This is a genomic window from Exiguobacterium sp. s122 (assembly GCF_018618475.1).
Classification (GTDB): Bacteria; Bacillota; Bacilli; order Exiguobacteriales; family Exiguobacteriaceae; genus Exiguobacterium; species Exiguobacterium himgiriensis.
In genome coordinates this window covers 111,057-129,832 of sequence record NZ_JACSMD010000002.1, presented here as the reverse complement: position 1 = coordinate 129,832, position 18,776 = coordinate 111,057, and the positions used below count along the sequence as shown (strand labels likewise).

The window sequence follows — 18,776 nt, the reverse complement described above, 5'->3', positions numbered from 1 at the left end:
TTGTTTACACCCATCTAACGGAGCGGTTCAAAAAATGGATCACTCTTTTTTTATTTTTTTTCGTTTTTTTGTTGAAGTGTGCGATAAACGCCCGGTGCGACGCCATATTTCCGTTTAAAAATCCGATGGAAATACGGATACGAATGAAATCCGGACTGTTCGGCAATCTGTTCAAGAGAGTGCTGCGTATAACGCATCTGTTCTTCCGCGAGTTGAAGGCGAATCGACTGAGCATATGCGATAATGGTCAGCCCGGTTCCTTCTTTAAAGAGATGGACCGTGCGTGAGACGCTGAGTCCGACCGCGTCGGCGACGTCCGCGACTTTAAAGTCGTCCGTCGCGTGACTTTCGATATAGCGCATCATCTGGGAGACGACAGGGGGCCGCGTATTCATCCGATTCTCATGCATCGCCCGGTCAATCATGAAGAGCAGCGCTTGGACGAGCGTCTCGATAATTCGCTCGTCTTGATCGATTGCAGGACGCCGCGCTTCTTCCGTGATGTGTTGCCAGAGCGACAGCATGCGGGCATCAATCGGAATGGGCGTCATCGTCTGACGGGGCGCTTCGTCCCACCAGACATCGAGCGAGGCACCTAAACAAAACAAGTGATAGTCGCCGCTCGCGGGTGTGTCCACGTGCAGCTCGTAATCCTCGCCCGGTCTGACGAGCAACAAGTCACCCGGATGAGCCATATGCGTTGTTCCGTTGATGACGACACGGGCCGTTCCTTCCGTCTGCAAGCGAATCAAATACGTCTCAAGTCGATTCGGGAAAGGAAAAGTATAGGTCGTTGTATGATAAGAATAGCCACAAAAGCCGATTTCCATCGAATCTTCCTTTCTTAATAGCAAAATCGTTCATATTTCAATCATATCATGGATAGCCATGTGTTCGAAGAGACGGTACGATGAGGGCGACAGAACGTATGAGGAGGATGAACATGAAACAATGGTGGAAAGAAGCGGTCGTCTATCAAATTTATCCGCGCAGCTTTAACGATTCGAACGGGGACGGGATCGGGGACATCCCGGGCATCACCGAGAAGATGTCTTATTTAGCAGAGCTCGGCATCGACGTCATCTGGCTCTCGCCGGTATACGATTCGCCGAACGACGACAACGGATATGACATTCGCGACTATCGCGCCATCATGGACGAGTTCGGCACGATGGCAGACTTCGATGCGATGTTAGAGGAAGCGCATCGTCACGGCATCAAAATCATGATGGACCTCGTCGTCAACCACTCGTCAGACGAACATCATTGGTTCATGGAGTCGCGCTCGTCAAAAGACAATCCGTATCGGGACTATTATATTTGGAAGAAAGGCAAGGACGGACAGCCTCCGACGAATTGGGGCGCGTTCTTTGGCGGCAGTGCGTGGAAGTATGACGAGACGACGGATGAATACTACTTGCATCTATTCAGCAAGAAGCAGCCGGACCTTAACTGGGAGTCGGAGACGCTACGCCGTGAAGTGTACGATTTGATGACGTACTGGCTCGATAAAGGAGTCGATGGGTTCCGGATGGACGTCATCAATATGATTTCAAAAGATCCAAGCTTCCCGAACGGTGAAACGCAAGGCACCGGTTATGGGGATGGGACGCCGTTCTTCTTTAACGGGCCACGCATTCACGAATTCATGCAGGAGATGAACAAGGAAGTACTCTCGAAGTACGACACAATCACAGTCGGTGAGATGCCGGGCGTGAGCGTCGAGGAAGCGAAACTGTATACCGCTGAAGATCGGAACGAGTTGAACATGGTATTCCATTTCGAGCACGTCGACGTCGGCAATGGAAGCTTTGGGAAGTGGAATCCGACCGATTGGAAGTTGACTGATTTGAAGAAAATTTTCTCCCGTTGGCAAGAAGGGCTCGAAGAAGAGGGCTGGAACAGCCTTTATTGGAGCAACCATGACCAGCCGCGTGCCATCTCACGTTTCGGGAACGATTCAGCAGAATATCGCGTACGTTCAGGGAAAATGCTCGCGACGCTTTTACACATGTTGAAAGGGACGCCATATATCTATCAAGGGGAAGAGTTTGGAATGACGAACGTCGCATTCGATGCGATTGATCAGTATCGTGACATCGAGACACTCAACGCCTATCGTGATTACACGTCGAACGGATTGCTCACGCATGAAGAGATTTTCCGAGGCATCCATGAACGTGGACGTGACAACTCCCGGACGCCGGTCCAATGGTCGGCTGACGCAGAGGCTGGATTCACGACGGGTACACCTTGGATCAACGTCAACCCAAACTATGTCGACATTAATGCGGAAGCAGCCCGAAAAGACCCGGACTCGCTCTTCCATTACTATCGCCAGTTGATTCAGCTCCGGAAACAGAATCCGCTCGTCGTCTACGGAAAATATGAATTGCTTCTTCCAGAAGATGAGGCGGTGTACGCGTTCACGCGGACGTTCGAAGGCGAGACGTGGCTCGTCATCTGTAACTTCTCGGATGAAGAACAAGTGCGAGAGTTCTCGTTTGAGGTGAAGGAACGTGTCATCGGGAACATGGAGCCTGAATCGTCGTTCACGCTTCGCCCGTATGAGGCACAAGTGTATAAAGTGTGACCAAAAAACTCGCCTGTGGGCGAGTTTTTTTAGGACCGAGACGTATCGCATGTTGTTTCGGGAATAGGATAGTATGACCGAAAGGGGGAAACAAGATGAAGACGTTAATCGCCTACGCAAGCCGGTACGGGACGAGCGAAAAAGTCGCACATCTCTTAATAGACCGATTGCCGGGGGACGTTCATGTGCAAGACGTGGTCGAACAGGCCGAGGTGGACTGGTCGACCGTGGACCACGTCATCGTGGGCAGTTCAATCCGGATGGGAAAGATCCAAGACGAGATGACCGCATGGCTTCACTCTAACGAGTCGGAATTGTTGAAACGACCGCTCGGACTCTATTTGTGCGCCGGCACCCCGACCGCTGCAGAACGCGAACGGGAGCTTGAGACGGCTTACCGGGAACCGTTACGGGCGCATGCGTACTTTGTCGAAGTCGTCGGGAACGGATACGATTTTGAGCGGATGGGCTTCCTCGACAAGGCGATCGTCCGGATGATGGCGAAGCAGACGGTAAGTTCGCTCAATTTAGATGAAGCGATGCTCGACGAACTCGTCGAATCGGCTCAAGCGTCGCTCCGCACCCGCTCGGAAAATCCATAAGCGAACAAGTCATGGGCATCGAGCGGACTTTGGGAGGAGATGAGCGCATTTCCTCCTTTTTGTTCGCCCTCGATTCGGCGAAGTGTCACCGGCGAGAGCTTTCTGCCGATTTTGATGGCGATTGGGGCCGAGTGATGGCAAGAGACGTCTTCAATCGAGACGCGGTCCGTATGATTCGCCCCACCGAACAGTTCGATATCGGCACGGGCCGACGTGAAGCCACGCACCGTGATGTGCTTCAAACGCACGTTGCGCGATTTATATTGAATGGCGAGCGCCGGTTGGTCCTCGTAGTCATAAGTCGTGTCCCCAATTGCGGTGAACCCGTTGATGAACACATCCTGATACGCAGAGATGACGAGGCTGCGCGAGGAGGACTTTTCATATAGAGCGGACCGGACCGGTTCGATTGAGACGAGGTTCGTCCCAGAAAGGAACCGCGCCGTCTTCGAATCCGGATCGTCCGCCAAGTGATGGCCGATATGGCGAAAATTATAGGACCGATTATCGTGGTAAGAGACGTGCCCGAAAATATGGACGTCATGAGCGGCCGAGGACGTGGCGTGCGCCTTCACTTCGATCCCACCGAAACATCCTTCGGTCAAATTGTTGACGAGAACGACGTGGCGTGAACCGTCGTCCACTTCGATCCCGTTCGAGTTCGAAAAACCGGCCGTATGGGTGCGACCGTGTGGATGATGACAATAACAGTTCGTGATATAGATGGCGTCGCTATGATGGGTCGTGATGCCATCGTCCCCGTAACGGGTCGCCTCGCATCGGTCGAGCCAGACGTACCGGCTCCCGTTCGCCGCTCGTAAGCCGTCCCCGAGATAATGATAGTGGGGGGCCGTGATATCAAACGCATGCAATCCGGCATTTTTCGCCGTCACGTGATGAACCCAGCCGAACGTGACGTGGGCGAACGTTAACGCACTCGATGCCGTATCGCCACTCGCTGTCCGTTCGACGTCTCCGAGACGATCGACATTCCAATCGAGTGTGAGATGGGCGACCTCAATATGGTGATTGCCGCGAAACGGCGTCGTATTTCGGAGCAGGCGTCGATGTTTCGGCGCCTTGTCGGCGAGCTTGATCACCGTCTGACTTTGCCCGGCCCCGACGAGCACGCAGTTCGACGGGATTCGAATCCCGCGGACGATGAATGTCCCGGCTGGCACGTGCACGCGCCGGTTCGAACGGAGGGCGAGACGAAAAGCGAGGGTGCAGTCCGTCATGCCGTCCCCGACGGCCCCGTACTCGGTCACATCGACTTGCTTTGTCGTCGCTTGCGTCAAGTTCAAGTATTCTGCGTCAAGCCGTCTCATCCAAACGGGTCGCACCATGTCGTCTGTCACTTCGAGAGGGAGGGCAGTCGTCACCGGCGCGATCCGTTCAGTCAACGGAAGACGTGACGGTTCCATATGATGTTGATGCGGGTAACGCTCACGACGAGTCGCTTCGTGCCAAGCAAGCGTCTCCGCCCACAAATGTTCTTCTGTGTAAGCAGAGCAGGCGCGAATCGTAGCGTGAGGATTCGATCGGTTGATGGCTTTCATGGTCTGTCTCCTCCTAGTCGTGGTTTCCCTCTGACTGTACCCGAATTCGAAGTGTTTTTAGCAAACCGAAGTATTTAGTAGACAGAAGCATTTGTCCGTGGTATATTACATATGTGCTTAATTAAGAATAGCTGGAAACATAATTCACAAACGCTTTGGATTATTTTTCGTTTTAAGATAATCCCAAAGGTTTGTGCTTTTTTTTGGTCAGTTTTTTCTAGTAAGGCACTACTATAACGCTCAGCGTTTATTTCAGGAGGGTTCATTATGAACACAGGTAAAGTAAAATGGTTTAACTCAGAAAAAGGTTACGGCTTCATCGAAATGGAAGGCGGAGACGACGTATTCGTACACTTCTCAGCAATCCAAGGCGACGGCTTCAAGACACTTGAAGAAGGCCAAGCAGTAACTTTCGAAATCACTGACGGAGCTCGTGGCCCACAAGCTTCTAACGTTGAAAAAATCTAATCTTCCTTAATCCTAAGGAATTTTATAACCTGTCCGCATCTGCGGACAGGTTTTTTTGTGTTTAATCGCGTGTACCCGGGGAAGAGTATACGAGTGACAATTACAAGGAGGGTATTCGAGATGGATGCAATGCAAACGGCAAAAGAAATTTTAAATCATAGTAACGTTGGGACGATGGCGACCGTTTATAAGGGGAAACCGCACAGCCGCTACATGACGTTTTTCCACGACGAGTTGACGCTCTATACCGCGACTTCGAAAGACACGGATAAAGTGGACGAATTGAAAAACAACCCATATACACATATTTTAATCGGCTATGATGGCGACGGAGTCGGCGATACGTATTTGGAGATTTTAGGGGAGACAACCGTCTCGGACGATGAGTCGATGAAAGAGAAAGTATGGAACGAGAAGCTCGAAGGCTGGTTCGACGGTCCAGATGATCCAAAACTCGTCATCTTGAAAGTCACACCGGAATCGATGCGGGTCATGAACAAGAAAGGACAACCGCCTCAAGAAGTCCAGCTATAAAGGTTAACTTGGCGTCCAATTGGGCGTCTTTTTTTATGAAGTTTCCAAAAAGTGACTGACGTGTGACACACATATGGACGAAACGTGAACTCTCGTCATAACTTATGTGAATAATTGATCATGAATGGTATATTGTGAATGTAATCACATATTAGTTATCATTCTACATGAAAAGGAGGAATTATCATGTTCACAAAGTTTTGGCAAAACCACAATATCGCGACCGGCCTCTTGACCGTCCTTCGTCTCTGGCTCGGTTACCACTGGCTCACAGCAGGGTGGGGGAAAATCACTGGTGGTTTCGCATCTGGTGGTTATCTTCAAAACGCAGCGTCCCTCGCGACAGGCGAGCATCCAGCCGTAGCAAGTTGGTGGGCCGCTTTCCTTGAAGGGTTCGCCATTCCAAACGCCGCGTTGTTTGATATCTTAATCCCATACGGTGAGTTGTTCGTCGGTCTTGGACTGTTGCTCGGAGCGTTGACACGTAGCGCCGCTTTCTTCGGACTCGTGATGAACATGGCGTTCTTGCTCTCTGGTACAGTCAGCACGAACCCGACGATGCTCATTGTTTCGGTCCTCATCCTTGTCGCCGGCTATAACGCTGGAAAAATCGGGATTGACGGGTTGTTCCTTCGCAAGTTCGTTGAAACGAAAGTCATGCACCGTTCACCAAATCGTCAAATAGCGTGACGATTTTATGACATTCTCCTGTGACAAACCGTTCCTTGTTCGGCTACGATGAACATAGCATGGATTGTAAAGGAGAACAGAAATGAACGCTACACAATTTAAATGGCTCGGTTATACGGAAGGCATGTCGTTCTTGTTGTTATTGTTCATCGCGATGCCGCTAAAGTATTTGGCTGGTATGCCGCTCGCCGTTAGCATCGTCGGGGCGGCGCACGGATTCTTGTTCGTCGCATACGTCGCAGCTGCCGTCTACATGGCGTGGCGCTTCCGCTGGAGCTTCAAAGTCCTCGTACTCGCGGTCTTGGCGTCAGTCATCCCGTTCGGGCCGTTCCTACTTGAAAAACGAATTTTACCTTCAACAGAGAAGACATCGAACTGAGCAGTTCGATGTCTTTTTGTATTCACTGACGTGCTGAGGCGGTTTGTGCTGTAGCTAATACAGTTGCTTTTTCGGCGGTGATGTCGTGACGAATTCGATACATCGCAATGAGCGTGATTGCCAGCAGGCAGACCATGCAGATGGTATAGAGAAATGCGACCGATAGCCATTCGCTCAACGCGCCGAACAAGATAAAACCGAACGGGGTAATGCCCACCGCGAGCGATTCGAGCACACCCATCACCCGACCGAGATAACGCGGTTCCGTATTGGATTGTAAATACAGTTGAATCGGAATATTGGCACGAATGACAAAGAAGCCGCTTAACAAGGCAAATCCAGTTAAGAAAACAATGGCTAGTGTGACCGAAAAATCAAAATAGAGTGGAACGGCCGGCCCGATAAAAAGCACACTTAAGCTGATGAGTGCGATTCGAGTTGTCGCGAGCCGATATTTGATTTTCAAAAGGGGTAGCGCATGGGCGAGTGAGGCAACTAAAAAGCCGGCGGCGAACATACTTTCTAAAAAGCCAAACTGGAGAGGATTGACGCCAATTTCTTGTAAGGCGACAATCGGGAACAGTACTTCTGAAGCGACAAAGAAAAAATTGAGCAGTGCGGCCAGAATAGTCAATGTCCATAGAACGCGTTTTTGTTTCAAATAGCGGAAGCCGGAGCGGACATCTTCCCATGTCGATTGATCGGTAGGCGTTTGATCATACGATTGGAACGTGAGTCGTGAGGCCAAAAGGGCTGCGAGGATGAAGAGTAAAGACGAACTAAATAAAAACGCAGAGACGGGGAGGATAAGGAACAAGGCGCCGGCCAATAACGGTGTGCCGATGCTCGAGAACGAGACGACACTTTGGATAAGTGAATTGGCGCGTTGCAACTCGGCTTGACCGAAAAGAAGCGGAATCGAGCTCGATAAGGTGACCGACAAGAAAGTCGAGACGATAGAGAGCAGACATGTGATAATCAAGAAGACAGGGACGCCAAACGTCCAAATGAGACTCGCGACGCCGGCTAAGAAGAACAAGATGGCGCTCAACGATTCCATCGTGATGATGACGTGTTTACGGTTCAACTTGTCGGCATAGACGCCGGCGAACGGGGATAAAAGGACCCGAGGTAACGTACCGGAAAGCAGAACGAGCGCGAACTGGAGTCCAGACCCGGAGGTGGTCAGGACAGTCAACCCTGCCACGAACGTGAAGAGGCTTGAAGCAAACAACGACATGAATTTTCCGAGTAACAACACGTACAAATTTGAAGAGGTAGTGTTCATCATCATTCTCCTTTACTATAAAGTTAAATTTGATTTAACTTTATAGTAAACGATGAGACTCCATTTGTATACAATAAGTTCAATTTAATTTAACTTTTAAAGAGGTGCTCTATGATTGGACAACAGATTAAAGCGTTACGGAAAGAAAAAAAGCTTACTCAAACTCAACTCGCCGAAGGCATCATCACTAAATCAATGCTCAGCATGATTGAGAATGGCAAGGCGGAGGCATCGATACGTAGTCTACGTGAGATTGCGAAGCGATTGGAGGTGCCGGTACAGTCGTTACTTGTCGATCCGCGTGAAGCAGACTTGCAAAAAATCGTCGAGGAGATTGAATATACACAAGGGACACTCCAAGCATGGGAGGATGACGACGTGCAACAGGCACTTCGTCCTTATTTAGATGGCGAGATGAATTCGGTATGGCAAGGAAAAGCTTATACACTATTCGCAGACACGATGTTCAATCGTGGAGAGCAACAACAACTGCTGGAGTTATATGATCGGGCCATTGCAGTATTTGAGCGGCTTGGAGAGAAAGAAGAACAAATCATGGCTCGCATCAGTCAGGCCTTTTATTTACTCATGTGGAATCGTTTTGACGATGCGATTGAACGCATCGATACAATCGAGGTAATTGATTCGAGAAGCATGAAAACCAAAACGCGCGTTGAATTTAGTATGTTGATGGTGTTCCGCAATATGTTGTACGACGACGATTTACCAAGTGCAATCCGACGCCTCGAAGATACGCTTGATTACATGAAACGTACAAAAATCTATTATCGGGTAGACGATGTGTATCGAGTCATTGCGATATGTGCCCTTTATTTAAAGGATGAAGCGCTGGTCACTACTGCGTTAGAGAAAGCGAAACAATATACCGCTTTTACAGGGGACGTGACCATGAAAATACGTGTTGCGATGACAGAGGCGCTCTATGCAATCGATTATCGGAAAACAGATCTTCTAAAATATCAACTTGCTGTCATGAACCAATTACTCGAAGGAAGTACAGAATTTATCGCTGCATTTGAGATGAGTAAAGGGGTTTATCATGCATTAATTGGAGAAATAGAGGAAGGTCGGAAAGCATTTTTGAATCTATGGGAGCGCCATGATCAGTGGGCGAAGCATGGGTTTGTCGACCAAGCCATCTATTTCGAGGGATTGTTAATTGGAACGAGTCATGGATGTGGAGATGAATGGATTCCGCTGATTGAACGAGAAGTGGGCTTATTCCCGGAAGGGCGCTTTCGCAGTCATTTGATGTCGATGATAAAAAAAATCAAGGGCTGATTGCTCAGCCCTTGAACGTTTGAATGAGTGTCCCTTTCCCATCCTCAACTTGAATCGAGGCGTGCGCCCCGTTGACGAGTGTCAATTGTGGCGGGACGTGCCCGCAGTCGATGTCGTAAATAATCGGTACGTCGAGCATGTCATGAAGCTCGGCGTAGACGTCTTCAGCCGTATACCCTTGAGCGGGCTGTTGCGCCTCACTGCGACCAAACAAAATCCCACTCGTGTGATTGAACCAACCGGCCCACTTCATTTGAAGGAGGGTCCGTTTGAGTGCAGGGACGTCGAACTCAGCGTTCTCAAAGTACCAAAGAATCGGCTCCTCGTTCAAATGCTCGCGTTGGAACGTGTGGATGTCGCCGTATGGCGTGCCGATCGTATGCAACAAGACATCGATGCAACCGCCAAGGAGGCGTCCTGTCGCTTCGGTGCCCCCAATCGCCTTCCATTCGGTCGTTTCAGTCAAGTGATAGATATGCGGGCTCGGATTTTCATGTTGCCACTCTTTTTGATAATATTCCGAGGCGCGTTGAATGACCGTCTCGCCTTCTTTTGCCGAAACGACGTCAAGCCAGCGTGAACTCGTCTCGTCCCATTCTTCGCCGCGAAGGTCGACGAGGTTCGTTCCGTGCGCCGAGGCAATCCCGGTCTTTAGCGTGTAGACGAACAAAAACAAGCTGACGTCCGAATAACCAAGCATCCACTTCGCAGGGAGCGCGTCCCAGTCGATGCGGTCTAATATTTCAATCAACAGCGTCCCACCCCACGGCGGAATAATCAAATCGATCGTCTCGTCTTGAAACAACGCCGTCAATTCACGGGCTCGAACGTCAGCCGGTGCTGATTTTGCTTTCGACTGCGTCCAGCTCGACGGCTGAAAGCGTAACGTGAAGCCGTGACGGGCGAACGTCTTCTCCGCTTCATGGAGTAGATGATGGAGCTCAGTCGGGATACCAGACGACGGCGCCGTGACGCCGGCCGTTCTGCCGGTCAATTGGGGATAACGAATCATAACAGCCTCCTGTGGATAAGTAGTGGGATTGAGTGTGGAATTGGGTTATCCACATGTGGACAATTTACTTTTCACGCATGCGTTCGGCATGGCGGATGCCCCATGCGTTCATCGTTTCGAGCACAGGGATGAGCGTCTGCCCATACTCACTCAATTGATAATCGACACGCGGGGGCACTTCCGGATAGACGGTCCGGATGATGATGTCGTGATCTTCTAAATCACGTAGTTGCGCCGTCAGGATTTTTTGACTAATGTTTGGGAGCGCGCGTTTTAATTCACTGAACCGGAGTGTGCCGCCATTGATGAGGGCGAGTAAGATGGACGGCTTCCATTTGCCCGTAATCAATTCGAGCGCCGTATCGACTTCACAACTTGAGATTTTCGTCACACCGTTTTCTCCTTTATGGTTTCTTTTACGTAACTATACCACCTTTTTGTGCCGTCTTCTGTTGTTTTCACTTAGCGGGTATACTTTAAAGAAGAGGTGAAAATTATGAAATTAACAAATATTCAGTTGGGTGCTGTCACGTTGCGTGTCAACGACTTGAATGCGATGAAAACATTCTATGAGGAAGTCATCGGGATGGACGTTCTCGAGACAAAGGACAAGTACGTGACGCTCGGTGCAAAGACGACACCGCTCGTCATCTTGCATGAAGTGAAAGGCGTGCGACCGAATCGTCAAGCGGCCGGTCTGTTCCATCTAGCGATTCTTCTGCCGGACCGGATCGAACTCGGCCGGATTCTTCACCATTTAATTAATCGTCGCATCGAAGTTGGACAAGGAGACCATTTGGTGAGCGAGGCGTTTTATTTGAGCGATCCAGAAGGAAACGGTATCGAACTGTACGCCGACCGTCCGCGTGAACAATGGTCGTATGAACCGAACGGGCACGTGAAGATGTCGACGGATCCTGTCGACTATCAATCGATGCTCGAAGCGGCGGCCGACCGTCCGTTTACGGGACTGCCAGCCGGCACGACGATGGGGCACGTGCATTTCAAAGTTCGCTCCCTCGAGAATGCCCGTTCGTTTTATGCGGATCGCCTTGGGTTCACCGTGACGACGGACTCTTATCCGGGTGCCTTGTTCTTGGCGGCCGATGGCTATCATCACCACATTGGGACGAACGTCTGGGCGCGTCCGAGTATGCCGATGGGCGAAGAGGCCGGTATCGAGGCGTGGACGTTGCTCGTCGATGCGGCGACGAATGAAGCGCTCGGGGGGACGACGAGCGAATGGTCACTCATTGATTCAGACGGGATTACCGTCAAAATAAAAAGCGTGGACTGATGTCCGCGCTTTTTATCGTGCTGTCATTTTTTTCTGACCTGAATCGAACGAGAGACGAAGCCCGCGTTTTTTATACGCTTGCTCGACTCGTTTCGGATTGATGCTCAGCTCAAGATGAGCGAGCTTCAAATGTTCAAGCTGTGGCACCGTAACATCGAGACGGACGAGCTCCATGTTGCGCTCGGCTTTCTTACGGGTGCGTCTCAAGTTACGGGGCACTTCCTCTGACGTCAGTGCCGCGATCGTTTCGTTGATTTGTTGTCGTTTGTCGCCTTTGACGCTCAGTGCCGTATACAATTTTTCGAGCGAACCGAATCGCTTAATCAATTTTACCGACTGGCTCTCGTCAAGTCCGGCCACTGGAGGAATCCCGTCAGAACGGTCTCCTGTCAGCGCTTTGACGGCTGAGAGTTGTTTTGGCTTCAATCCTTCGTACAAGGCTGCAATCTCCTCAGGGCGAATCTCAAGATGTCGCTTGAGCGGGAGCGGACGGTTGTCTTTAATGTCACAACGCGCCTGCATCTGTTGCAGTTCTTGAGTCTGGAGCCAAACCGTGATGCGTGGGCTCACGAGCTGAAGCAAATCTTTGTCCTTCGTCATGATGACGACAGGTGCGCTACAGCTGAACTTCCGCGCGATGTGGGCAATCAAATCTTCACCCTCATAGCCTTCGACTTGATATTGCGGGATGCCGCTCTCTTCAAGTAATTGGCGCATGAGTTCCATTTGAGCCTTCAATTCGGGCGGTGTTTGGCGACGGCGGCGTTTATAGCCAGGATACAATTCCCGACGCCACAATGTTTCACGTGATACGTCCCAAACGACGACAAAATGGCTTGGACGATGTCTGCGGAGAATCGTCCGGATGAGGCCGGTCATTCCGATGACGGCGCTCCGATCGTTTTTAGATACCTCGCGTCCTTTTTTCGTTCGGCTCGCGGCGGCACCATAGTAGGCACTGGCCAGCATGGAGTTACCGTCAATTAAAAATAGTTTACGTTCCATGCGTAACCTTCTTTCTGTAGTTGTTGGACCGAGCAATCGTGGCTAACTCGGTGATGTTGTGTCAATGAGTGGCGTGCACTCAAATAAGCAACATATGTGCAGTATATCACGGCAAGACGTGAAAATATAGCGACAGTTCTGAGCACATAAGAAAAGCCTACCCGAGATGAGGCGGGAAGGCTAGAATAGGCATCAATCGATTTCGGCTTGAATCTCGTCTTTATGGGCAAGAATCAAATCGACGAAGACGATGCGGTGGTTGTCGACTTCGCGGACGATCAACTCGTGCTCACCTGGCAAGACGAAGCGTTCGCCGGCCCGGGCATTCGCTTTTTGTGACAACACAAAACCGCCGACCGTGTCGACGTCGTCTTCGATTTGAATGCCGAACCGTTCCTCCACCTCTTGGGTGAGGACGAGGCCGGACAAACGATAGTGCCCAGGTGTGACTTCAGTAATCTCTGCTTGTTCATCGCGGTCGAACTCGTCACGAATCTCGCCGACGATTTCTTCTAAGATGTCTTCGATCGTCAGAAGACCGGCCGTCCCGCCGTATTCATCGATGACGAGACACATCATCGTCCGCGCGTTCTGCATCTTCACCATCGCCTCTTGTAGCGGGGTGAATTCGGTCACGAGCGGCAGTTGATGGATGAATGTCTTGAACGGGGCGTCACTGTTCGCGAGTTGGGCCGTGAACAACTGCTTCGCGTTCACGAAACCGAGCACATCGTCTCGGTCTCCGTCGCGCGTGACCGGATAGCGCGTGTATTGGTGCTCTTGGACGGTGGCGATAATCGAGTCCATTGTATCTTCCTCATCAATCGTGACCATGTTCATGCGTGGCACCATCGCATCTTTCGCGACGCGTTCATCAAACGAAAAGATGTTTTGCACGTAGGCGAGCTCGTTCTCATTAATCTCGCCGCTCTTAAAGCTCTCTGTCATGATAATCTTCAACTCTTCCTCCGAGTGCGCCGTCTCTTGAGCGGTCGTCTGGACACCGAACAAGCGAAGCGTGAGCCGGGCCAGACTGTTCAACACACGGATGAACGGATACATGAGTTTCGTGAACCAGTAGAGCGGACGTGCGACGAGGAGCGTCAATTTCTCGGCCTCATGAACCGCGAGCGTCTTCGGTACGAGTTCACCGATGACCACATGCAAAAAGGCAATCAACAAGAAAGCGATTAAAAACGACAAGAACGTCGACGTGCTCGCCGAGACGTTGAAGACGTTGACGAGCGGTTCCATCATCCCTTCGATTTGATCGGCGCCAATCCACCCGAGACCGAGCGCAGATAAGGTGATTCCGAATTGGGAAGCGGAAAGCGAGTCATCGAGGTTCTCAATCACTTTTTTGGCGACGACGGCCCGCTTATTGCCCTCGAGCACGAGCTGGTCGAGTCGCGCGCTCCGCACTTTGACGATCGAAAACTCGGCAGCGACAAAGAATGCGGTCAAGAAGATGAGCAAGGCGACGATGATTAAACTGAGTAACGTGGGACTGTCCAAAAATTCCCCCAAAAATCGGGGAGTCACCTCCATTGAAGTAAGATAGTACGTCTTTCAGGCAAATCCTGAAAACGAATAGTTTGTTTCAGTATAGTGGATTTGGCTTAATTATTCAAAATCAAGGTCAGAAGGTTTCGACAAGAGGGGAATGAGGGAACTACAAAGCGAGAAGCTGAAGGAGGGAACAGTATGGCAAACTATCCAGAGTTAAAAGGAAAAGTGGCGGTCATCACGGGGAGTTCGAAAGGGATTGGACGTGCCGTCGCGGAGCGTTACGCCAAAGAAGGCGTTCATGTCGTCTTGAATTATCGGAGTAGTGAAGATGAGATGAACGAAGTCATTCGGGGCATCGAAGCGAACGGCGGGAAGGCGGTCGCAGTCAAAGGGGATGTTGCAGAAGAAGGGCTCGCCGAGAAGATGATTGAGAAAGCCGTCTCCGAGTTCGGGAAGATGGATATCTTCGTCAACAACGCCGGTGTCCAAGTCGAGGCGAAAACGCATGAGATGGAACTCGACAATTGGAAAAAGATTATTGATACAAACTTGACGGGCACGTTCCTCGGCGTTCGTGCTGCGTTAAAATACTTCGTCGAGCACAAGATTCAAGGAAATATCATCAATATGTCATCGGTGCATGAAATTATCCCACGCCCGGGTTATACGCACTATGCGGCAAGTAAAGGTGGCGTCAAGATGTTCACGAAATCGGTCGCGCTCGAATACGCACCGAACAAGATTCGCGTGAACGCGATCGCACCGGGTGCCATCGATACGCCGATCAATGAAGAGACGATGCAAGACCCGGAAGAGAAAAAAGGACTCGAGGCGCTCATCCCGACGCACGAGATTGGTCGTCCGGAACAAATTTCGGCGGTCGCCGCATGGCTCGCATCAGACGAGTCGTCATATGTGACTGGGACGACGATTTTCGCGGACGGCGGCCTCTCGCTCTATCCATCGTTCGGTCCTGAAAACAAAGTGCAATAAGAAAAAGGGGTTCGCGCGATGCGGACCCCTTTTTGTTAGCTACTCATCTTGTCTTCGGCTACATACTTTGGCAACGTGATGGTGAATGTTGAGCCATGACCGACGCGTGAATCGACGTGAATCGATCCGCCATGCCCTTCTGCAATCTCTTTACAGATGGCGAGACCGAGACCGGTTCCGCCGATTTTACGGCTAGCCGAGTTGTCGACACGATAGAATTTATCGAACAGTTTCGGGACGGCCGAAGTCGGGATGCCGATTCCTGCGTCTTGAATCGAGATGTCGATGAAATCCGACGTGTGATGGGTGACGCAGACAGCGACTTTCCCACCATCCGGCGAATACTTGATCGCATTGTGAAGCAAGTTCGTGAACAGTTGACTCAAGCGATTCCGATCCCCGTAAACGAGGAGGTTCGTATCGCATTCGAGCGTGAGTGCATGGTGTTGGCTCGCGCCTTGGTGGAGCGCAATCGTCTCTATGAGAATGTCATGCAAGCGTTCGGGCTGATTGTCATACGCTTGTTGACCGGACTCCATACGCTGGACGTCGAGCAGGTTGGAAATCAAGTCCTCGAGACGAAGCGTCTCTTGATGAATCATCCCTAAATATTGATCGATGCGTTCCGATTGTAAGCTTCGATAGCGCAAGAGCTCCGTGAAGCCGATAATGCTCGTGAGCGGTGTCCGCAACTCATGGGATACGGTCGAGACGAGCTCGGTCTTCAGGCGGTCGACTTCCGTCTCTTGTGTCACGTCACGGAAGACGAGCATCGTGCCGTGGCGCGTACCGCGCAAATGAATCTTTTCAGCATACATTTGAATGAAGCGCGCTTCCTGATTCATTGAGAACGTTACGCTCTCTTCCATGCCCTCACCCTCGAACGCACGCCGCATAAAGGAGAAGAATGATTCTTTTTGGTCGACTTGGAGGCCGAGTTCTTCTAAATCGGCGTCTAGTCGATATAAGTCCATCTCGTTTCGTTTCGTGATGGCTTGATTGAACATGACGAATAGTGCTTGGTTCGCCATCTTCTCATTTGTCGTATGTTCAACATAAATGACGGCATCTCGAATCGAGTGGAGTAGACGGGCCGTTTTCTCACGTTCTTCTTCGACTTGATGGCGCTGCATGGCAAGCGAAGAGGCCATTTGACGGAATGAGTCGGTCAATTGGCCGACCTCGTTTCGAGACGAGGCCGACTGCATCGGTACGATTTGTTCATCTGCGAGTCGGCCGCTGTTGACAATCAAATCCTGGAGTTGACCGGTCAACCGATGAACGTACGGACGGGCTACGATAAAGAGGACAAGGAGGACGGCAAGGAGGGATAATAACCACAGCACTTGCGCCCACTGTGTATGTGTGGCGAGCTGTTCGCGCAACACGTTCTCTTCATCGTTCAACGAGTTCCGATATTCCGTAAACACGGATTCCATGTCGACGATGCTCGCGCTCATATCCGCAGCGCTCTTCGAGTTGATTTTAAACTTTCGATCTGCTGGTGGTTCCGCTTGTGGCGTCACCTTGCCGAGTGTCGGCATCTGCAAAAATGGCTCGGTGACCGTACCGGCGCGTTTCGCTACAACATAGCGTTCTAGACTCGGCATGACGCGTTCTTGATAAGCCGAGAAGAGCGTCCGGGCGTCGCTCGCATACACTTTCTCTTTTTCAGTGACCGCATTCGCTTCAAACCACGCGGTCTGCGTCTCAATCAGCGCTTGTTTATCTTTGACGCGGGTGAGCATCTCCTCATCCCCGAGGATGACGTACCCACGCATCTCATACTGCATCGATTGCCATGTCTCGAATAGCTCAGTCGCGTTCGTTCTGCGCTCGCTGACATTCTCGAGCGAGGTCGTCGTTTGTTCAATTCGATTTTCCGTATAAACGTACACGGCAAGTGAAGTAAGGAGGATCAGTCCGATGAATAAATAAAAGACAAATAAAAACTGTCTTCCGATCCGCTGGTCAATCCAAGCTTTCATATAAACCGTCCCTTCCTGGAACTGCATACATTCCATCTGTGACAAAAATCATAACTGGGTCGTCCCTTCATTGTACAGATTTCATCCAGCCGTTACCACCTATCAAGAAAGATCCGGAAATTCACTATTATTCATTGACCAATAGTGAATGATGAGCTATTGTTTAATATATAGTAGAGGAGGCGGGATGATGAATCCTCAATTTAAAAAGGGCGTACTCAATCTATGTGTACTCGCGCTCGTCGAACAAGGCGATCGTTACGGCTACGAGCTCGTCCAAGCCATTTCGGCGAAAGTATCTATCTCGGAAGGTGCGGTCTACCCGCTTCTTCGGAGGCTAACGTCTGAAGGCTACTTCACGACGTATTTAAAAGAGTCGGCTGAAGGACCGCCGCGAAAGTATTACACGATCACAGACCAAGGGAAGAAGCATCTAGAAGCGTTACGAAACGAATGGGAATTGTTTACGACAGGTGTCAACGAATTGATTAAAGGGGGAGACGACGTATGACAGAAGAACAGTATTTGGGAGAGCTCGAACGATTACTTTCCGGTGTGAGCGTCATTGACCGAGTCGATATGTTACGAGACGTGTCCGAATATTTTGCCAACGGACGAGCAGATGGGAAGACAGACGAAGCGATGATTGAGGAACTTGGGCGGCCGGAGACGTTAGCCGGTGAGCTGCTTGGGTCAACCGACTCCTCTTCTGAAGTTAGTCGTAAAGAGCCGACCGTCGTCAAGAGTCAGAACGTGGCGTTCCATAACGTTTCCATCGATGTCCTGCAAGCACACGTCCGCGTCGTTCCGTCGCATGACGGTTTTGCTTATGCCACGCTCGAAACGGAACGGGACCACGGGGTGACGATGAATATCGTCGGGGACACCCTTGAAATCCGAATCGAGTCCGAGCGTCGTTTCGGTCTATCGAATTTGTTTGCATGGGCGGTGACGAAGACCCCGGTACTCCATATCGAACTGCCTCGTCATGCGTATGAACAAGTTGTCTTGAAGAATCGTCACGGCTCGTGCGATGTGCGGAACCTAGATGCGGCATCGGTCGAAGTCGAGAGCGAGAACGGTAGCATCACGGTTCACACTGTGAATGCGAAGCGTGGCGCTTTCCGTTCCTCGAACGGGAAAGTCAGTCTCACAGCGATAAGCGGTCAGGCGTTACATGCCCATTCATCGAACGGACGCGTGGAAGTCGGTGCCTCGAGCGTCGATCGATTAGAGGTCCATTCCTCGAACGGGCGTCTTGATATCCATGACGTACAGGGCACTGTCGAGGCGAAGACCTCGAACGGTCGGATCGACTATGCGATTGATGCGCTCGAGAACCCGGTTCGCCTGAAGACGAATAATGGGCGTATCGATGTTCGTCTGAAACGTGAGCCACATGACGCCGTCATCCGTGCGAAAACGAACAACGGCAAAGTCGAGTTGTTCGGCGATCGGGCGAATGAGCGGACGTATGGGGATGGGACGGTTGAACTTAGACTGACGAGCTCAAACGGAAGCATTTCTGTCGAACAAGCATGAAAAAAGACTCGCGCG

Annotated in this window: 19 protein-coding genes; 11 read left to right on the top strand and 8 right to left on the bottom strand. The window is 50.9% G+C overall.

The genetic code is table 11. The annotated features are described in order from the left end of the window. Positions 1 to 50: 50 nt before the first annotated feature. Positions 51 to 830, bottom strand: coding sequence for an AraC family transcriptional regulator (locus KNP92_RS11390; protein ID WP_214840598.1), 780 nt, complete (start codon positions 828 to 830; stop codon positions 51 to 53). Positions 831 to 943: 113 nt separating this feature from the next. Between KNP92_RS11390 and KNP92_RS11385 the strand changes: the two genes are divergently transcribed. Continuing rightward, positions 944 to 2,593, top strand: a complete 1,650-nt coding sequence (locus KNP92_RS11385; RefSeq protein ID WP_214840595.1) for a glycoside hydrolase family 13 protein — start codon at positions 944 to 946, stop codon at positions 2,591 to 2,593. A 95-nt stretch (positions 2,594 to 2,688) separates the two neighbouring features. Beyond that, positions 2,689 to 3,195 carry a flavodoxin domain-containing protein gene (locus KNP92_RS11380; protein ID WP_214840593.1) on the top strand — a complete coding sequence of 169 codons (507 nt, stop codon included), beginning with the start codon at positions 2,689 to 2,691 and terminating at the stop codon, positions 3,193 to 3,195. Here KNP92_RS11380 and KNP92_RS11375 read toward each other — a convergent pair. Beyond that, positions 3,159 to 4,754, bottom strand: a complete 1,596-nt coding sequence (locus KNP92_RS11375) for a glycoside hydrolase family 55 protein (RefSeq protein WP_214840591.1) — start codon at positions 4,752 to 4,754, stop codon at positions 3,159 to 3,161. The two genes, KNP92_RS11380 and KNP92_RS11375, sit on opposite strands and share 37 nt — an antisense overlap. Before the next feature lie 267 nt (positions 4,755 to 5,021). Here KNP92_RS11375 and KNP92_RS11370 point away from each other — a divergent pair, with 267 nt between their 5' ends. From KNP92_RS11370 to KNP92_RS11355, 4 genes are all read left to right on the top strand, one after another. Beyond that, positions 5,022 to 5,222: a cold-shock protein gene (locus KNP92_RS11370; protein WP_016507985.1), complete on the top strand. Its 201-nt coding sequence runs from the start codon at positions 5,022 to 5,024 to the stop codon at positions 5,220 to 5,222. A gap of 120 nt (positions 5,223 to 5,342) precedes the next feature. Beyond that, on the top strand, positions 5,343 to 5,756 hold the full coding sequence (locus tag KNP92_RS11365) for a pyridoxamine 5'-phosphate oxidase family protein (RefSeq protein WP_214840589.1): 414 nt from the start codon (positions 5,343 to 5,345) through the stop codon (positions 5,754 to 5,756). A gap of 186 nt (positions 5,757 to 5,942) precedes the next feature. Then, positions 5,943 to 6,446: a DoxX family membrane protein gene (locus KNP92_RS11360; RefSeq protein WP_214840587.1), complete on the top strand. Its 504-nt coding sequence runs from the start codon at positions 5,943 to 5,945 to the stop codon at positions 6,444 to 6,446. A gap of 82 nt (positions 6,447 to 6,528) precedes the next feature. Then, complete coding sequence (locus KNP92_RS11355) at positions 6,529 to 6,825, top strand: DUF3817 domain-containing protein (protein WP_214840585.1); 297 nt, start codon at positions 6,529 to 6,531, stop codon at positions 6,823 to 6,825. Positions 6,826 to 6,847: 22 nt separating this feature from the next. On the opposite strand, the gene KNP92_RS11350 is transcribed toward KNP92_RS11355, so the two are convergent. Then, a complete protein-coding gene (locus KNP92_RS11350) occupies positions 6,848 to 8,113 on the bottom strand; it encodes an MFS transporter (protein ID WP_214840583.1) in 1,266 nt (421 codons plus the stop codon). Between the two features lie 111 nt (positions 8,114 to 8,224). On the opposite strand from KNP92_RS11350, the gene KNP92_RS11345 reads away from it, so the two are divergent. Beyond that, positions 8,225 to 9,415 carry a helix-turn-helix domain-containing protein gene (locus tag KNP92_RS11345; protein ID WP_214840581.1) on the top strand — a complete coding sequence of 397 codons (1,191 nt, stop codon included), beginning with the start codon at positions 8,225 to 8,227 and terminating at the stop codon, positions 9,413 to 9,415. 4 nt (positions 9,416 to 9,419) lie between these two features. On the opposite strand, the gene KNP92_RS11340 is transcribed toward KNP92_RS11345, so the two are convergent. Both KNP92_RS11340 and KNP92_RS11335 read right to left on the bottom strand, forming a co-directional pair. Beyond that, positions 9,420 to 10,427 (bottom strand): S66 family peptidase, encoded by a 1,008-nt coding sequence (locus KNP92_RS11340; RefSeq protein ID WP_214840578.1) that lies wholly within the window; start codon positions 10,425 to 10,427, stop codon positions 9,420 to 9,422. A 64-nt stretch (positions 10,428 to 10,491) separates the two neighbouring features. Further along, the gene (locus KNP92_RS11335; RefSeq protein WP_214840576.1) at positions 10,492 to 10,818 is read right to left on the bottom strand and encodes a winged helix-turn-helix transcriptional regulator; all 327 of its coding nucleotides are present in this window, start codon (positions 10,816 to 10,818) and stop codon (positions 10,492 to 10,494) included. Between the two features lie 105 nt (positions 10,819 to 10,923). Between KNP92_RS11335 and KNP92_RS11330 the strand changes: the two genes are divergently transcribed. Continuing rightward, complete coding sequence (locus KNP92_RS11330) at positions 10,924 to 11,724, top strand: VOC family protein (RefSeq protein ID WP_214840574.1); 801 nt, start codon at positions 10,924 to 10,926, stop codon at positions 11,722 to 11,724. Positions 11,725 to 11,736: 12 nt separating this feature from the next. Here the strand turns inward: KNP92_RS11330 and KNP92_RS11325 are convergent, their stop codons facing one another. Both KNP92_RS11325 and KNP92_RS11320 read right to left on the bottom strand, forming a co-directional pair. Then, positions 11,737 to 12,729 carry a 5'-3' exonuclease gene (locus KNP92_RS11325; RefSeq protein WP_214840572.1) on the bottom strand — a complete coding sequence of 331 codons (993 nt, stop codon included), beginning with the start codon at positions 12,727 to 12,729 and terminating at the stop codon, positions 11,737 to 11,739. 192 nt (positions 12,730 to 12,921) lie between these two features. Beyond that, the gene (locus KNP92_RS11320) at positions 12,922 to 14,244 is read right to left on the bottom strand and encodes a hemolysin family protein (RefSeq protein ID WP_214840570.1); all 1,323 of its coding nucleotides are present in this window, start codon (positions 14,242 to 14,244) and stop codon (positions 12,922 to 12,924) included. A gap of 189 nt (positions 14,245 to 14,433) precedes the next feature. Here KNP92_RS11320 and KNP92_RS11315 point away from each other — a divergent pair, with 189 nt between their 5' ends. After that, positions 14,434 to 15,231: a glucose 1-dehydrogenase gene (locus KNP92_RS11315; RefSeq protein ID WP_214840568.1), complete on the top strand. Its 798-nt coding sequence runs from the start codon at positions 14,434 to 14,436 to the stop codon at positions 15,229 to 15,231. A 35-nt stretch (positions 15,232 to 15,266) separates the two neighbouring features. On the opposite strand, the gene KNP92_RS11310 is transcribed toward KNP92_RS11315, so the two are convergent. Further along, on the bottom strand, positions 15,267 to 17,219 hold the full coding sequence (locus tag KNP92_RS11310; protein ID WP_214840566.1) for an ATP-binding protein: 1,953 nt from the start codon (positions 17,217 to 17,219) through the stop codon (positions 15,267 to 15,269). 190 nt (positions 17,220 to 17,409) lie between these two features. Between KNP92_RS11310 and KNP92_RS11305 the strand changes: the two genes are divergently transcribed. Together KNP92_RS11305 and KNP92_RS11300 are read left to right on the top strand one after the other, a co-directional pair. Continuing rightward, positions 17,410 to 17,730, top strand: coding sequence for a PadR family transcriptional regulator (locus tag KNP92_RS11305; RefSeq protein WP_214840564.1), 321 nt, complete (start codon positions 17,410 to 17,412; stop codon positions 17,728 to 17,730). After that, entirely contained in the window at positions 17,727 to 18,761 is a 1,035-nt protein-coding gene (locus tag KNP92_RS11300; protein WP_214840563.1) for a DUF4097 family beta strand repeat-containing protein, read from the top strand. The genes KNP92_RS11305 and KNP92_RS11300 overlap by 4 nt, the downstream gene beginning before the upstream one ends. Positions 18,762 to 18,776: the final 15 nt, after the last annotated feature.

Coding starts and splice junctions, on each gene's coding strand:
- KNP92_RS11390 (WP_214840598.1), bottom strand. CDS start 830: ATGGAAATCGGCTTTTGTGGCTATTCTTATCATACAACGACCTATACT.
- KNP92_RS11385 (WP_214840595.1), top strand. CDS start 944: ATGAAACAATGGTGGAAAGAAGCGGTCGTCTATCAAATTTATCCGCGC.
- KNP92_RS11380 (WP_214840593.1), top strand. CDS start 2,689: ATGAAGACGTTAATCGCCTACGCAAGCCGGTACGGGACGAGCGAAAAA.
- KNP92_RS11375 (WP_214840591.1), bottom strand. CDS start 4,754: ATGAAAGCCATCAACCGATCGAATCCTCACGCTACGATTCGCGCCTGC.
- KNP92_RS11370 (WP_016507985.1), top strand. CDS start 5,022: ATGAACACAGGTAAAGTAAAATGGTTTAACTCAGAAAAAGGTTACGGC.
- KNP92_RS11365 (WP_214840589.1), top strand. CDS start 5,343: ATGGATGCAATGCAAACGGCAAAAGAAATTTTAAATCATAGTAACGTT.
- KNP92_RS11360 (WP_214840587.1), top strand. CDS start 5,943: ATGTTCACAAAGTTTTGGCAAAACCACAATATCGCGACCGGCCTCTTG.
- KNP92_RS11355 (WP_214840585.1), top strand. CDS start 6,529: ATGAACGCTACACAATTTAAATGGCTCGGTTATACGGAAGGCATGTCG.
- KNP92_RS11350 (WP_214840583.1), bottom strand. CDS start 8,113: ATGAACACTACCTCTTCAAATTTGTACGTGTTGTTACTCGGAAAATTC.
- KNP92_RS11345 (WP_214840581.1), top strand. CDS start 8,225: ATGATTGGACAACAGATTAAAGCGTTACGGAAAGAAAAAAAGCTTACT.
- KNP92_RS11340 (WP_214840578.1), bottom strand. CDS start 10,427: ATGATTCGTTATCCCCAATTGACCGGCAGAACGGCCGGCGTCACGGCG.
- KNP92_RS11330 (WP_214840574.1), top strand. CDS start 10,924: ATGAAATTAACAAATATTCAGTTGGGTGCTGTCACGTTGCGTGTCAAC.
- KNP92_RS11325 (WP_214840572.1), bottom strand. CDS start 12,729: ATGGAACGTAAACTATTTTTAATTGACGGTAACTCCATGCTGGCCAGT.
- KNP92_RS11315 (WP_214840568.1), top strand. CDS start 14,434: ATGGCAAACTATCCAGAGTTAAAAGGAAAAGTGGCGGTCATCACGGGG.
- KNP92_RS11310 (WP_214840566.1), bottom strand. CDS start 17,219: ATGAAAGCTTGGATTGACCAGCGGATCGGAAGACAGTTTTTATTTGTC.
- KNP92_RS11305 (WP_214840564.1), top strand. CDS start 17,410: ATGAATCCTCAATTTAAAAAGGGCGTACTCAATCTATGTGTACTCGCG.
- KNP92_RS11300 (WP_214840563.1), top strand. CDS start 17,727: ATGACAGAAGAACAGTATTTGGGAGAGCTCGAACGATTACTTTCCGGT.